General features: G+C 72.7%; 9 protein-coding genes. 6 read left to right on the top strand and 3 right to left on the bottom strand.

Translation table 11 applies throughout. The features are described 5' to 3' along the window. Nucleotides 1-37: 37 nt before the first annotated feature. The 3 genes from recD to recC are packed head-to-tail and all read right to left on the bottom strand — an operon-like array spanning nucleotide 38 to nucleotide 8,819. Nucleotides 38-1,870 carry an exodeoxyribonuclease V subunit alpha gene (gene recD / locus TX83_RS13650; RefSeq protein ID WP_064748516.1) on the bottom strand — a complete coding sequence of 611 codons (1,833 nt, stop codon included), beginning with the start codon at nucleotides 1,868-1,870 and terminating at the stop codon, nucleotides 38-40. Further along, nucleotides 1,867-5,439 carry an exodeoxyribonuclease V subunit beta gene (gene recB, locus TX83_RS13645; protein ID WP_064748514.1) on the bottom strand — a complete coding sequence of 1,191 codons (3,573 nt, stop codon included), beginning with the start codon at nucleotides 5,437-5,439 and terminating at the stop codon, nucleotides 1,867-1,869. Before recB ends, recD begins: the two co-directional genes overlap by 4 nt. Further along, on the bottom strand, nucleotides 5,436-8,819 hold the full coding sequence (gene recC, locus TX83_RS13640; RefSeq protein WP_064748512.1) for an exodeoxyribonuclease V subunit gamma: 3,384 nt from the start codon (nucleotides 8,817-8,819) through the stop codon (nucleotides 5,436-5,438). The genes recB and recC overlap by 4 nt, the downstream gene beginning before the upstream one ends. A gap of 576 nt (nucleotides 8,820-9,395) precedes the next feature. On the opposite strand from recC, the gene TX83_RS13635 reads away from it, so the two are divergent. The 6 genes from TX83_RS13635 (at nucleotide 9,396) to TX83_RS13610 (ending at nucleotide 14,070) form a co-directional block, all read left to right on the top strand. Next, a complete protein-coding gene (locus TX83_RS13635; RefSeq protein ID WP_064748510.1) occupies nucleotides 9,396-10,184 on the top strand; it encodes an ABC transporter ATP-binding protein in 789 nt (262 codons plus the stop codon). Next, entirely contained in the window at nucleotides 10,184-10,933 is a 750-nt protein-coding gene (locus TX83_RS13630) for an MlaE family lipid ABC transporter permease subunit (RefSeq protein WP_064748508.1), read from the top strand. The genes TX83_RS13635 and TX83_RS13630 overlap by 1 nt, the downstream gene beginning before the upstream one ends. Before the next feature lie 334 nt (nucleotides 10,934-11,267). Beyond that, nucleotides 11,268-11,834 carry an outer membrane lipid asymmetry maintenance protein MlaD gene (gene mlaD, locus TX83_RS13625; RefSeq protein ID WP_064748552.1) on the top strand — a complete coding sequence of 189 codons (567 nt, stop codon included), beginning with the start codon at nucleotides 11,268-11,270 and terminating at the stop codon, nucleotides 11,832-11,834. Next, nucleotides 11,831-12,493 carry an MlaC/ttg2D family ABC transporter substrate-binding protein gene (locus tag TX83_RS13620; protein ID WP_064748506.1) on the top strand — a complete coding sequence of 221 codons (663 nt, stop codon included), beginning with the start codon at nucleotides 11,831-11,833 and terminating at the stop codon, nucleotides 12,491-12,493. The genes mlaD and TX83_RS13620 overlap by 4 nt, the downstream gene beginning before the upstream one ends. A 2-nt stretch (nucleotides 12,494-12,495) precedes the next feature. After that, nucleotides 12,496-12,783 (top strand): STAS domain-containing protein, encoded by a 288-nt coding sequence (locus TX83_RS13615; RefSeq protein ID WP_064748504.1) that lies wholly within the window; start codon nucleotides 12,496-12,498, stop codon nucleotides 12,781-12,783. Nucleotides 12,784-13,092: 309 nt separating this feature from the next. After that, nucleotides 13,093-14,070, top strand: coding sequence for an MlaA family lipoprotein (locus tag TX83_RS13610; protein ID WP_075575164.1), 978 nt, complete (start codon nucleotides 13,093-13,095; stop codon nucleotides 14,068-14,070). The last annotated feature ends 285 nt before the right edge of the window (nucleotides 14,071-14,355 follow it).

Genomic DNA, 14,355 nt, shown 5'->3' with positions numbered 1-14,355 from the left:
TTGCTGTTGCTGTCGCCGCTCCAGCCCAACGCCGACCTCACCCGCCCAATCGCCACGCCAACCCCGAGACCCGCGCCGCATGCCGCGACAGCGCCTGGCGCAGCACCGCCTCGCTCGCGGCCAGATGCAGCTCGCGCCGGGCCCGGGTCAGTCCGGTGTAGACCAGCTCGCGCGACAGGTGGCGCGCGTCCTGGCGCGGCAGCTGCAGCCACACCGAATCGAACTCCGAGCCCTGCGATTTATGCACGGTCATCGCGAACGCGCCGCCGTGGGCGGGCAGGGCGGAGGGATGGAACGGCCGCGCGCCGCCGGCGCCGCCGGCGAACCAGGCCAGCACCGGCGCGCCAGGCACGTCGCGGCCCTGCTCGTCGCGCGCGCGCAGGCACACGCCGATGTCGCCGTTGAACAGGCCGTGGCGATAACTGTTCTCGGTGATCAGCAGCAGCCGGCCGTGGAAATAGGTCGGCCGGTGCGAACCGGCCAGGGCCTCTTCGATCCGCGCATTGAGCGGCGCCGCGCCCTGGCCGCCGTCGCGCAGCGCGGTCAGCAGGCGCAGGCGCGTGGCCAGGGCCAGGGCCTGCAACGGATCGCGCGCCTCGCTCAAGGCGCGCCAGGCCGGCAACAAGGCTTCGCGGCCGACGCCGGTCAACGGGTCGTGCAGGTCCTCGTGGAAATGCACCCCGGCCAACTCGCCGCTGCGCAGCAAGGCCAACGCGGCATCGGCATCGCCGGCGCGTACCGCCGCCGCCAGCGGCGCCAGGTCCAGGCTTTCGGCCTGGCGATAGCCGCGGCGCAGATGCACCCGGCAGGCGCCGAACGGACCCGGGTCGGCGCGCACAGGCAATTCGCCGAGCAGGGGCCGCAGGCGTTCGGCGACCGGCGCCGGCAGTCCTTCGTCCTCGCCGGCGGCGTCGACGATCGCCGCCAGCACGTCGCCGGCTTCGACCGAGGGCAGCTGATCGCGATCGCCGAGCAGGATCAGCCGCGCGCCGTCGGGCACCGCCTCGACCAGCTTGCACATCAGCGGCAGGTCGACCATTGAGGCCTCGTCGACCACGATCGCGTCGTAGGCCAGCGGATGGCCCGCATCGTGCTTGAAGCGTGCGCTGTCGGGCACGCTGCCGAGCAAGCGATGCAGGGTGCTGGCCGATGCCGGCAGGGCCGCGGCCAAGCCGGGTTCCAGCGTCTGCAGCGCGCCCGCCGCCATGCGCAGGCTTTCGGCCATGCGTTCGGCGGCGCGTCCGGTCGGTGCGGCCAGGGCGATGCGCGGCGGCGTCGCTCCGTCCAGGCGCGCCTGCGCGATCAGCAGCGCGAGCAAGCGGGCGATGGTGGTGGTCTTGCCGGTACCGGGGCCGCCGGTCGCCAGCAGCAGCGATTGCAGCAGCGCCAGCGCCGCCGCGCGCGCCTGGCGGTCGCCGTCGCGCGCCTGCGGGAACAAGGCCGCGAACAACGGCGCCAGCGCCTGCAGATCGGGCGGCGGCGGCGCCTGCGCGGCGATCCGGCGCAACCCCTGGGCCAGGCGGCGTTCGTACTCGCGATAGCGGCGCAGGTAGAGCAGGCCGCGCTCCAGCACCAGCGGCGTCTCGGCGTCGGCCGGCTGCTGCGGGTCGGGCGTGGCGACCCAGCGCGACTGCGCCAGCGCTTCGCGCCAGGCCCGCGGCTCGGGCCAGTCGATCGCGGCCTCGCTGTAGGCCTGCGGTTGGGCCGGATCGAACGCGGCGTGGCCGCGCGCGATCGCCTGCGACGCCAGTGCCGCCGCGGCCAGCACCGGGTCGGGCGTGTCGCGGTCGAGCCGTCGCAGCGCCTGGGCCAGGGCGTGATCGACGGTGCGCAGGCTGCCGTCGCGGAACAGCGCGTCGAGCAGGCTCATGCGCTGACTCCGTGGCCGGCGAACAAGCCGTCGACCGCATCGACCAGGGCCGCCGGCGGCGTGAACGCGCACACCCCCGCGGCCGGATCGGCCGGGTCCAGGCCGCGGCAGAATAGATAGCGCACGCCGCCGAAATCGCGTGCGTAGTCGTAGTCCGGGCCGAGGCGGAAGCGCAGCCAGCGGTGCAGGGCGACGGTATAGATCAGCGACTGCAGGGTGTATTCGCTGTCGGCCATCGCCCGCTCGAGTTGCGCCGGGTCGTAGGCCGGCAAGCGGTTGGTCTTGTAGTCGAGCACGTAATAGCGGCCGTCGTGGGCGTAGACCAGGTCGATCTTGCCGGTCATCAGCCCGTCCAGGCGCCGACGCAGGCCGAAGCCGCGACGCTCGCGCAGCCAGCCGTGCGCGTGCAGCGTCGCCAGCAAAGCGTCGACCGGCGCCGCTTCCAAAGCGAAGTGGAACTCCATCTCGGCGCGCCGCGCCGCATCCGGCAGCGCGCACAGGCGCGCGCCTTCGGGCAAGACCGCGGTCAAGGTGCGGCCGACCAGCGAGGCCAGCAAGGCCGTACCGTCGTCGATGTCCTGCTCGGCGTAGCCTTCCTTGCGCAACGCCTGCACCAGCAGCGCGGCCTGGTCCGGCGCCGGTGCGCCGTCATCGCGCCAATCGCTCCAGCGCTGGAAATCCACCCGTTCCAGCGCCTCGTGCAACACGTTGCCGAAACGGCTGCCGGAGAAACGCGCATCGCCCGGCGCCAGCAGCACCGGTGCGGTCTCCGGCTCGTCTTCGGCGCCGCGCTCCTCGGCCGCGGCAGCGCGATCGTCTTCCTGGGTCAGCTGGGTGAAGCTGTACACCCACCAGTCGCGCGCCGGACCGGCGCGGCGCGCGATGCGTGCCGCCGGTACCTGTCCGCTCGCCGCCGGCGGCAGCGGCCGCGGCGGTGCGCCGAGCGCCACCGTGTCGAGTTCGATCGCCTGCGGCCACGCCGCGGCCAGGCCGTCGAGGTCGCCCAGCATCGGCTGCAGCGGCGATTCGGCGCTGCGGTACAGCGGGCCGCAGGCGATCCACAGTGCGTGGCGGGCGCGGGTCAGGCCGACGTAGAGCAGGCGCGCGTCCTCGGCGCGCTGCTCTTCGGCGGCGCGCGCGAAGGCCGTCTTCCAGTCGGGCGCGCCGACGCTCAGCTCGGTCTTCAGCTGCAGCACCTTGCCGTGCTCGGGGTCCGGGTACTCGCACCAGCGGCCTTCCTTGGGCTCCTTGTTCATCGCCGCGAACGGCAGGAACACCAGGCCGAACTCCAGGCCCTTGCTCTTGTGCAGGGTCAGGATCTGCACCCGGCGCGCGTCCGATTCCAGGCGCAGTTGCTGCTTCTCGTCGCTGTCGTCGGCCTCGGCGATGCGCAGGCGCAACCAGTCGCGCAGACCGTGTAAGCCCAGCGCGCGGGTGTCGGCTTCCTGCAGCACTTCGCCGAGTTGGAGCAGATTGGTCAGGCGCCGCTCGCCGTCGTCGAGCGCGAGCAGGCGCGGCGCCTGCGCCGCGCACAGGTCGGCGATCAGCGCCAGCGGCCCGTGGCGCTGCCAGCGCTCGCGCCACAACAGCGCCTGCGCCTGCCATTGCGCCTGCTCGGCCTCGTCCTGCGCCAGGCGCGCGATCGCCGCGCCGTCCAGGCCGATCAGCACGCTGGCCAGGGCGGTACGCAGGCGGCCGCTGTCGCCGGGGTGGAGCAGGGCGTCGAACAAATTCAACACGTCCTGCGCCTGCTCGGTCGCGAACAGGCTGCGGCGGCCGGCGGCGACCGCGGGAATGCCGGCGGCGGTCAGCGCCTGCTGGATCCGCGCGGCCTCGTCGTGGCTGCGCACCAGCACGGCGATATCGGCCGGCTGCAGCGGCCGGCCTTCGATCGTCGCCCGGCCCTCGCGCGCCTGCGCCAGCCAGGCGTGGATCGCGGCGACGCAGGCGCGCGCGGCCTGTTCGCGCGACTCGCCGGCGTTCCATTCGGCCTTCTTGCGGCCGTCGTCGGGCGCGGGCAGGCGGCGCAGGGTCAAGGCCGGCGCGACCGCGCCGTCGCGCAGCAGATCGGTATCGGCGACCGCGCCGCCGGGCGCGACTTCGCGGAAGCGGATGCGCGGATCGACGAAGGCGGCGTCGCCGGCTTGCGCGTACAACGCCGAGATCGCCGCCAGCAGCGACGGGCGCGAGCGGAAATTGTGCTCCAGCGGCGGCGCCGGCTCGGCCTGGGCGGCCGCGCCGAGGTAGGTGTGCACGTCGCCGCCGCGGAAGCCGTAGATCGCCTGCTTGGGGTCGCCGATCAGGAACAGCCCGGCCGGCGCCGCGCTGCGCGGCCCGAACACGCGCTCGAAGATCGCCCATTGGCGCGGGTCGGTGTCCTGGAATTCGTCGACCAGGGCGACCGCGTACTGCTGGCGCAGGCGTGCGGCCAAGGCCTCGCCATGCGGCCCCTGCAAGGCCTGGTACACGTCGTCGATCAGGTCGTCGAAGCTCTGCACCCGACGCACGCGCTTGAGTTCGGCCAGGCGGCCCGCGGCCGCTGCGCGCAAGCGATGCACCAGCGCGATCGCCTGCGCGTCCAGCCATTGCGCGCGCGACCGGGCCGCATCGAGATACGCCGCGACCGCATCGAACAACGGCGAGGCCGGTGTCGACGCGTCCTTGCCCTTGTTGGTCTTGGCCGCCAGCGCGGCCGGGGTCAGCTTGTCCAGGCGCGGGTCCGGCGCCTGCGCGGCATCGCCGTCGGCGCACCAGCGCTCGAGCAAAGCCCAGGCCTCGCGCGGGAAACCGGCGCGGTAACTGTTGCCGTTCAACGCCTTGGCCGCGATCGCGTTCTCCAGCGCGATGCAGGCCTCTTCGCCGTGGGCGCGGAACGATTCGCGCAAGGCCTGCGCCGCCGCTTCCAGCGCCGGCAGCGGGTCGGCCGCCTCGGCCGGCAGCGGCGGCCGCAGCAGCGGCGCGCGCAGCAGCGCGCCGAGGTCGGCGGCCAGAGATTCCGGTCCGCCCGGCCACTGCCGCGACAGCAGCTCGGCCGCGCCGGGGTCGTCGCCGAACGCGCGCCACAGGTCGACCGCGATCTCGTCGAGCAGCTCGCGTTCGCTGCCGATCATTTCCGGCGCCGCGAACGGCTGCCCGGTTTCCAGCGCATGCTCGGCCAGCACGCGCGCGCAGAAACCGTGGATGGTGACCACCGCGGCCAAATCTATTTCGCGCGCGGCGCGTTGCAGGCGCGCGCGCAACGGCGCGACGCCTTCGACTTCGGCTTGCGCATCGACCAACTGCCGGGTCAGGGCGCGCTCGGCATCGTCGCCGGCGCGCGGCAGGGTCGGGTCGGCGGCGGCGATGCGCGCGGCCAGCAGCAGACGGCGGCGCAGGCGATCGCGCAGTTCCTGAGTGGCGGCGTCGGTGAAGGTCACCGCCAGGATCTGGCCGATGCGCAGGCCGCGCTCGATCACCAGACGGGTGACCAGGGTGGCCAGGGTGTAGGTCTTGCCGGTGCCGGCGCTGGCCTCGATCAGGCGCAGCCCGTCCAGCGGCAGGTCGAGGAAGGGGTCGCGTGCCGCGCTCATGCCGCGTCCTCGTCGCGGCCCAGCAGCACCGCGCCGAACACGCGCCGGGCGATGGCGCGGAACTGCTCGCCGAGTTCGGGGTCGGCGAACGGGTCGCGTCCGCGCAGCGCCAACTGCGCGCCCGGCGTGCTCGCCTCGCCCCAGCTGCGCGGGGTGCCGCGCCACTGGCCTTCGGCCTTGTTCCAGCCGGCCTCGCTCCAGCCCTGCGGGTCCTGCATCGCCGCCTCGTACCACAGCCAACCGGCGCGCGGCAGGAACGGCAGCGGTTCGCGCAGGCCGTAGTCGCGCAAGCGCAGCAGGGCGGCGAGCGCGGCACGCGCCTGCGCCGGCGGCGCCGGCGCGCGCAAGTGCGGACCGGGGCCGGCATCGGTCTCGGCGAACTGGGCCAGCGGCCGCGCATCGCCGAGCGCCGACAGCACCAGCCAATCCAGGCCGTGGGCGATCTGCGCCGGCCCGTGCACGCGGTCGAAGCGCAACCGCGCCAGACCGCCGCGGTACAGCGCGTCGAGCCGGCCGGACAGGCGCCGGCCGTCCAGGTCGACGGCGAAATCCAGCGTCTGCGGCTCGCCCTCGCGCCAGCGCGCGAACGCGTCCGCGTACGGCCGGACCTGGCCGAGCAGGGCATCGAGCTGGCGCCGGCCCAGCGGCCCGGACGGCAGCAACGCACGCGCGCGCAGCTGTGCCTGCAGCCGTTCGCGGTCGACCGCGCCGGCGCCGCTCAGCAGTTCGTCGAACACCGCCTGTTGCAGCTGCTGGCGGAACAGGCCGGGGCCGGGCAGCACCAACGGTTCGACGTCGTCCTCGGCTTCGATCCGGTCGGGCAGGCGCAGGCCCAGGCGCTGGCGCAGGAACGCGGTCGGCGGATCGCGCAGGAACGCGCGCAGCTCGGCGTAGGCGACTTCGTCCTCGCTTGCGGCCGGCGCCAGCGGTCGTTCCAGCCAAGGCCCGATCGGCGCGCGTTCGCCGCGCGCGCCGGCATCGACCGCGGCGCGCCATTCTTCGCGATAGCTGAAGCGGCGCGGCTCGCATTCCCCCTCGCGTTCGCCGGCGCCGAACGCGGCCGCGGCGAAGGGCTGCAGCGGCTGCCGCACCACCAGGGCCTTGCGCGCCTGCGCCGGATCGGCGTGGTAGCGCGCGGCGACGTCGAGCAGCTCGGCGACCAGGGCCGAGGGCTCGCGCTGGCTGCCGTCGCGCGGGTCGGCGCCGAGGTAGCTCAGATAAAAACTGTCCGAAGCCGCCGCGAACAACTGCAGGAACAAGAAGCGGTCGTCGTCGCGCAGCGAACGGTCGCCGTGGCGGCGCGCGGCGGTGCCCAGTTCGGCGGCGAGCCGGTTGAGGCCGCCGGCCGGATCGCGGCGCGGGTAGTCGCCGTCGTTCATGCCGAGCAGGCAGATCGCCCGGAACGGAATCAGGCGCATCGGCACCATGCGACCGAAACTGATGCCGCCGGTCAGCAGCGGCGCGCGGGTGTCGGCCTCGGCCAGCGCGGCGCGGAAATGCGCGCGCACCACCTCCGCCGGCACCGTGGTTTCGACACCGGCCAAGGCGGCGTCGCGGGCGAAGCTTTCGATCAGGCTGCGCAGGCGCTCCAGGGTGCGCTGGTCGCCGCCGCCGCGCGGACGCTCGGGCAGCAGGGCGCGCAGCAGACCGAGCAGGCGCTCGGCCCATTGCGCCGGGCTCAGCTCGGCGTCGAGCGCGCGCTCGTGGCGGGCCAGCACGCGCAGCAGGCGGATCAACGCATCCAGCGCGTCGAGCGAGGCGCCTTCGAGTTCGGCATAGGGCGCGATGCCGGCGACCAGTTCGCCGCGGCCGTCGTGGTCGTGGCCGACCGCATGACCGAGCAGCAGCCGATCGAGGGCAAAGGCCCAGGTGTAGGCGTCGTCGCCGGGCGCGTCGTGGCGGCGGCGATGGGCGGCGTCGATGCCCCAGCGCGCGCCGGCCTGCAGCAGCCAGGTGCGCAGGCGGTCCAGGCCGGCGCCGTCGAGCCCGGCCTGTTCGGCGATCGCCGGCGTCGCCAGCAGATCCAGGATTTCGCTCAGGCCGAAGCGCGACACCGGCAGCGCGAGCAAACGCAGGAAGACCTCGGCCAGCGGCTCGGCGGCGAGCGGGCTGACGTCGGCGAGCGCGTAGGGGATATAGCCGGCACGCCCGGCCAGGCCGCCGAACACCGCGGCGATGTGCGGCGCGTAGGGGTCGATGTCCGGGGCCAGCACCGCGATCTCGCGCGGCTGCAGCGGCGGATCGAAGCGCCGGCCCTGCGGCGAATCCGGATCGAGCAGGGCCTGCAACTGGTCGTGCAGCACCTGCACTTCGCGCAGCCGGGTGTGGCAGGCGTGGACCTGCAGGCTGGCGTCGTCGCGCTCGACCTCGGCCCGCCACGGCTGCAGCGGCGGCGCGCGCCGGTGCAGCAGGTCGCGCTGCAGCCGTTGCAGCAGGCTGTCGCGCGCCGGGTCGTCGTGGCGGCTGTCCTCGGGGTCGGCGTAGGCGGCGATTTCGCCGGAGGGATGCACGACTTCGTAGCCGCCCAGCACCGCCATGAAATCGCGGCCGGCCGCGCCCCAGGCCTGCAGCAGGGGGTTTTCTTCTTCGTCCGCGGCTTCGACCCCGCCGGCGGCGTCTAGCTGGCGCAGGCGCTCGCCGTAGCTGCTCAGATCGCCCCAGTACTTGCGCGTCGGGGTCGGCAGATAGAAGTGCAGGGTGCCGGCATGGGCCTGGGTCGCGATCACCCGCAGCACGTCGGGCGAGACGTTGAGGGTGGCGAAGGCGAACAGCCGCGGCGGCAGGCCGCGCGGCGCCGGCGCCTGGTCGCCGCCGAAGCGGCTCAGGTAGTCGTCGATGCGGCGTGCGCGGTAGCGGCGGCCGGCGGCGACCTTGCGCCACAGCGCCGCCTGCGGGTCGTGGCGCTCGCCGCCGGCGTCCCAGGCCAGCAGCCAGTCGCGGCGCCAGGCCTGGTACTTCTCGAACAGCGAAGCCAGTTCGCCGGCCAACGACCAGGCCTTGAGCGGGTCGTCGCCGTCCAGGTAAGCGCGCAGCGGCGCCAGCGCGGGCTCGCGCCAGTGCGCCGGCTGGGCCAGAGTCGCATACAGCCGCCAGCGCATCGCGGCGGCGTCGAGGTCGTCTTCCTCGCCCGGCACGTTGGCCTCCAGCGCGCGCCGGACGAATTCGCCCGGGGTCAGGAATTCGAGATTGGCGGCGATGCCGTACGCCTGGGCCAGCGTCGCCTGCAACCAGCGTCGCATCGCCACCTGCGGGATCAGGATCGTGTCCGGCTCGAGCAGGCCCCGCCCCGGCGCGGGCGTGCGCAGTTCCTGCGCCAGCAGCCCGGCGAGCACGTCCAGCGCATTGGAATGGTAGAGACGGAAATCGGCGCGCGCGGGCATCGCGACATCTTGCCGCAAGGGCGCGCAATGCGCTGCGGCAGGGTGTGGCGTTTGCGGGGCGGGACCGAAGCGGGGACTCCAGGGCACCGCTCCCCGCCGCCCTTTTCGAAGGGGAACGGTAAGAGTGGGCAACGGCAGGAGCGATTCTTGTCTTGGGGATGCAGCGATGCCGCACACGGCCTTGCCCTCGCCTTAGCCCCGGCCCTCGCCGGAGGCTCGCCCTTCGACCTCGCTACAAGCGCTCCCCATCGAAACCGCCCGGGCATCCTCCCATCCAACTCACCAGCCCCCTGACGTCGCCCGAGCCTTGCTCCTTTGAACAGCAGGGATTCGCTGTTGCTGCTGTCGCCCCCCAACCGCCCGCCGGCACGCTTAAAGCCGCCTTAATCGCCCCCGGCCACGCTGGCGCGACGGCGGCCGAACGCTCCGTCCCTGCCGCCGCCGCGAGACCGGCCGCCTAACCTGCGACAATGGCGCGCTCCACCCCGGTTCAGCCTGGTTCGGCCAAGCTGCGCCGTTTTGCAGCCGACCCGCCCCGCCGTCCACTCACCGCCAGCCCAGTCCAGCCACGAGCGCATGACGACCGAATCGCCCATCGTCCGCCTGACCGACCTCCGCCTCGACCGCGGCGGCCGCAGCGTGCTGAGCGGGATCAACCTGTCGGTGCCGCGCGGCGCCATCGTCGCCGTGCTCGGCCCCTCCGGCAGCGGCAAGTCGACCTTGCTGTCGGCGCTGACCGGCGAACTGGTCCCGGCCGCCGGCCGGGTCGAGGTGTTCGGTCGCGAAGTGCCGCGCCGCTCGCGCGAGCTGCTGGAGCTGCGCAAGGGCATCGGCGTGCTGCTGCAGGGCAACGGCCTGCTGACCGACCTGACCGCGGCCGAGAACGTGGCCTTGCCGCTGCGCGCCCACACCCGCCTGCCGAACCCGCTGATCCGCCGGCTGGTGCTGATGAAGCTGCACGCGGTCGGCCTCGGCGCCGCCGCCGACGTGTACCCGCGCGAGCTGTCCGGCGGCATGGCGCGCCGGGTCGCGCTGGCGCGCGCGCTGGCGCTGGACCCGCCGCTGATGATCTACGACGAGCCGCTGACCGGCCTGGACCCGATCGCCTCCGGCGTGGTCATGAGCCTGGTGCGCCGGCTCAACGACACCCTGGGCCTGACCAGCATCGTGGTCACCCACCACGTCCACGAAACCCTGCCGGTCGCCGACCATGCGATCGTCATCGCCAACGGCGGCATCGTGTTCTCCGGCACCCCGGCCGAACTGGAGCGCAGCGACGACCCGCTGGTGCGCCAGTTCCTGCGCGGCGAGCCGGACGGCCCGATCGGCTTCGATGCCGCGCCGCGCCAATCGGAGGCCGCCTGATGCCCTTCATCGCCGCGACCCGTTCGCTGGGCCGTGCCGGCCTGTTCTCGCTGTCGGTGCTGCGCGCCTCCAGGCCGACGCTCGACTTTTTCCGCGAGCTGGTCCGCGAAATCTATAAGATAGGCGCACGTTCGCTGCCGATCATCGCCGTTGGCGGTGCATTCGTCGGACTTTCGGTGACCCTGCTGGGCTACCGGGCGCTCGACACCTACGGCGCCGCCAACCAGGTCAGCGCCATGCTCGGCCTGGGCCTGTACCGCGAACTGGGGCCGGTGCTGACCGCGCTGCTGTTCATCGGCCGCGCCGGCAGCTCGATCGCGGCCGAACTCGGGCTGATGCGCGCCACCGACCAGATCACCGCGCTCGGCCTGATGGCGATCGACCCGGTCGGCAAGGCGGTGGCGCCGCGCTTCTGGGCGGCGGTGCTGTGCGTGCCGCTGCTGACCGGCTTCTTCTGCAGCCTGGCGATCTGCGCCAGCTACTTCGAGTCGGTGCACGTGATCGGCCTGGAGTCGGGCACGTTCTGGCAGGTGCTCAAGGACAGCGTCGACTTCGTCGACGATTTCCTGATGGCGTTCGTGAAGTCGGCGGTGTTCGGCGCCACCGCGGCGCTGGTCGCGGCCTACGTCGGCTACCACGCCGAGCCGACCATCGAGGGCACCTCGGTGGCGACCACCCGGGCGGTGGTCAACGCCTCGCTGCTGGTGCTGATGTTCAACTTCGTGATGTCGGCGTTCTTGTTCAAGTAAGTGCGGTTTGTTTTCCTTCCGCCGCGTTGCGGGAGGGTGGGCTGTTTTTCCCTTCTCCCGCATTGCAGGAGAAGGGGCTCGCAGGGCGGACGAGGGTGTGAATGAGGTGACCGGAGCCGCGCCGCGCGCGCCCTCACCCCAACCCCTCTTCCGCACGCGGATGAGGGGTGCGCTCCGCAGGCGCGGGCGAGGGCACCGCGGCTCCGACAGACCGCTGCCTCGATGGACCGACCGCTCCGATAGTTCCGCTGCCTCGATCCGATCCACCAACGTCAACGAATCGTTATTCCCAGGCGCATTGAACCGCGCCGGCTTTATCCCCAAGGTGACCTCCATGTCCGTCCGCAGTCCCCGCATCGAATTCGCCGTCGGCGCCTTCCTGCTGCTCGCCCTGGGCTCGCTGCTGGTGCTGGCCATCGCCTCCACCAACGGCAAGTTCGGCTTCGGCGGCGACACCTACGAGATCAAGGCCCGCTTCACCGCGATCGGCGCGCTGCGCCCGAACGCGCCGGTCAAGATCGGCGGCGTCACCGTCGGCCAGGTCGCCGATATCTCGCTGGACCCGGTCAAGTACAACTCGATCGTGACCCTGGCGATCAACAAGCGCTACGACAAGCTGTCGGCCGACACCGCCGCCGGCATCTTCACCAGCGGCCTGCTCGGCGAGAGCTACATCGGCCTGACCCCCGGCGGCGACCCGGACAACCTCAAGCCCGGCGACGAGATCTACCTGACCCAGCCGGCGATCGACCTCATTCAGCTGGTCGGCAAGTACATGTTCAGCGGCGGTGGCGCACAAGGCGGCAATGCGGGCGGCGGCGACGCCAAGCCCGCCGACGCCGGCGTCCCCGACTACCTCCAGGGCGAAGCCGCCCCCACCACGGACGAGACCCAGAAATGAAGCGTTCCCTGATCTCCATCGTCGTCGCCTCGGCCCTGCTGGCCGGCACGCCCGCTCTCGCCTTCGCCCAGGCCACCGCGGCCGCGGGCCAGGCCGCCCCGGCCGCCGGCACGCCGAGCGCGATGGTGCTCACCAACAGCACCCGCATCCTCTCGACCCTGGAAGCGCGTCGCGCCGAGTTCACCAAGAACCGCAGCGCGCTCAGCCAGTTCATCGCGACCGAGTTCAACCAGGTGTTCGACCGCAACTACGCGGCGCGCCTGGTGCTGGGCACGCACGGCCGCGGCGCTTCCGACGGCGACGTCAACGCGTTCGCCGATGCCCTCACCGGCAGCCTGATGCAGCGCTACGGCTCGGCCCTGCTCGACTTCAACACCAAGCTCAAGGTGCGGATCAAGTCCGAGACCCCGCTGCGCGGCGGCGCCATCGTCAAGGTGTCGAGCGAGTTCCTGCGCCAGGGCGGCGAGCCGGTGCCGGTCGACTACCTGCTGCGCAAGAACGGCACGCAGTGGAAGGTGTTCGACGTGATGGTCGAAGGCGTCAGCTTCGTGCAGACCTTCCGCAATCAGTTCGACGCGCCGCTGAGCCAGAAGTCGATCGCCCAGGTCGCCGCCGAACTCAAGGCCGGCAAGCTGCAGGCCCAGGCCGGCAGCAACTGAGCATGGCCGGCGCCCCCGCCAGCGTGCGCAAGGACGGCGATGCCCTGAGCTTCGCCGGCGCGCTCGACCGCACCGCGGCGGCGACGCTGTGGCCGCAGGCGCGCGCGCTGGCGCCCGGCGCGCGCCGCTTCGATCTGTCGGCGGTGAGTTCGGTCGACAGCGCCGGCCTGGCGCTGCTGGCCGAGCTGGCGTCGCTGGCGCCGGGCGTCGAGGTGATCGGCACGCCGCCCGGCCTGACCGAGTTGCGCGCCGCCTATCGCCTCGACGACGCGCTAGGCTTCGGTCGCTGATTCCGTTCTCGCGTCGCATATTCCGCTGTTGCGGTCGTCTTCGCCCGAAGTCCGGGCCAGGCCGCCCCCACCCGTTCGTCCTGGAAGACTAGACTGCAACCCATGCGCCCCCACGCACTCACTCTCGCACTCGGCCTGACCCTCGCCGCGCTGCCTGCCGTTCCCGCCTTCGCCCAGTCGGGCGCCGATCCGGCGCCGGCGGCCGAAGTTCAGACCGTAGAACTCGCCGATCCGGGCAGCGGCCACGATGCGCCGATCGCAGCGGTCGCCGCCGCGCCGGTGCAGACCGATTCGGCGCGCGCGCTGGCGATGGCCGGCAGCGCCGCGGTCGCCGCCGGCGAAAGCGCCGCCGCGGCTGAGCAAACCGAGCCGGCCGCGCCGACGCCGGCCGACGCCAGCGCGACCGTCGACCCGGCGGCCTCCGCCGCCGGCATCGATTCCAACGCTCCGCCGCCCGCCACGACCGGTGCGGACGACCCGCGCACCGACGCCGAGCGCGATTTCGACGAGATCTACGGCGTGCAGCCGCAGGAATACGACCCGGTCGCCGACCCGACCCTGCCGGCCCCGGCCAACGTGCCGGGCGCTTACGATCCGTGGGAGCGCTACAACCGCAAGATGCACCGCTTCAACATGGCGGTGGACCGCGGCATCGCCCGCCCGCTGGCGCGCGCCTACAGCAAGGTCGTGCCGCGGCCGATCCGGCTGGGCGTGAGCAACTTCTTCAACAATCTCGGCCAGCCGGTGTCGGCGCTCAACGCGCTGCTGCAGGGCAAGCCGAAGCAGGCTGCGCAGTCGCTGGGCCGCTTCGCCCTCAACACCACCCTGGGCATCGGCGGCATCTTCGATCCGGCCAGCGACGCCAAGCTGCCCAATCGCAGCGAAGACTTCGGCCAGACCCTGGGCGTGTGGGGCTGGAAGCGTTCGCGCTACGTCGAGCTGCCGTTCTTCGGCCCGCGCACCGTGCGCGATTCGTTCGGCGCCCTCGCCGATGCGCCGTTGAGCCCGCTGCGCCAGGTCGAGCGCGACCGCATCCGCATCCCGCTGCAGGGCCTGCAGTTGGTCGACGTGCGCGCCCAGCTGCTGCCGCTGGACAGCCTGCGCGACGGCGCCGAGGACGAGTACGCCCTGGTCCGCGATTCCTGGATGCAGCGCCGCGACTACCAGATCTTCGGCGACCGCATGGACAAGAACGGCGACAGCCAGTTGCCCGAGTACCTGCAGGACGACAGCAACCCCAGCGTCCCCGCCGACGCCATGCCGGTGATGCCGACCGACGGCACCTGAGCGGCGAACGCGCGACGCACAGCGAAAACGAAACGGCCCGGAGCGATCCGGGCCGTTTCGTTTTGTGCGTCTGCGTCGCCCACACCTGCAGGAACGACGTAAGCCGCGACCATCGCAGCGATGTACGAAAACGCCCTCGCCGAAGCGCAGACAATCGGGCTCGTTCGACCGCGGCGTCGTTTCGGAAGGCGGCGTGGTACTCCGCCGCGCCGGTGGTCGCGGCTTACGCCGCTCCTACAAGGGTGCGGCTTCGTCGCTCGGCGGTGGCAGGCCGGCGGCGCCTTC

Origin of the sequence: Lysobacter antibioticus HS124, from assembly GCF_000336385.2 — a bacterium.
Lineage (GTDB): Bacteria > Pseudomonadota > Gammaproteobacteria > Xanthomonadales > Xanthomonadaceae > Lysobacter > Lysobacter firmicutimachus.
This window is presented reverse-complemented; position numbering and strand designations above follow the sequence as displayed.

What these genes read in the sequence shown, in the direction of transcription:
- TX83_RS13610 (WP_075575164.1), top strand. Translation starts at nt 13,093, where the DNA reads ATGGCCGGCAGCGCCGCGGTCGCCGCCGGCGAAAGCGCCGCCGCGGCT.
- TX83_RS13615 (WP_064748504.1), top strand. Translation starts at nt 12,496, where the DNA reads ATGGCCGGCGCCCCCGCCAGCGTGCGCAAGGACGGCGATGCCCTGAGC.
- TX83_RS13620 (WP_064748506.1), top strand. Translation starts at nt 11,831, where the DNA reads ATGAAGCGTTCCCTGATCTCCATCGTCGTCGCCTCGGCCCTGCTGGCC.
- recC (WP_064748512.1), bottom strand. Translation starts at nt 8,819, where the DNA reads ATGCCCGCGCGCGCCGATTTCCGTCTCTACCATTCCAATGCGCTGGAC.
- mlaD (WP_064748552.1), top strand. Translation starts at nt 11,268, where the DNA reads ATGTCCGTCCGCAGTCCCCGCATCGAATTCGCCGTCGGCGCCTTCCTG.
- recD (WP_064748516.1), bottom strand. Translation starts at nt 1,870, where the DNA reads ATGAGCCTGCTCGACGCGCTGTTCCGCGACGGCAGCCTGCGCACCGTC.
- recB (WP_064748514.1), bottom strand. Translation starts at nt 5,439, where the DNA reads ATGAGCGCGGCACGCGACCCCTTCCTCGACCTGCCGCTGGACGGGCTG.
- TX83_RS13630 (WP_064748508.1), top strand. Translation starts at nt 10,184, where the DNA reads ATGCCCTTCATCGCCGCGACCCGTTCGCTGGGCCGTGCCGGCCTGTTC.
- TX83_RS13635 (WP_064748510.1), top strand. Translation starts at nt 9,396, where the DNA reads ATGACGACCGAATCGCCCATCGTCCGCCTGACCGACCTCCGCCTCGAC.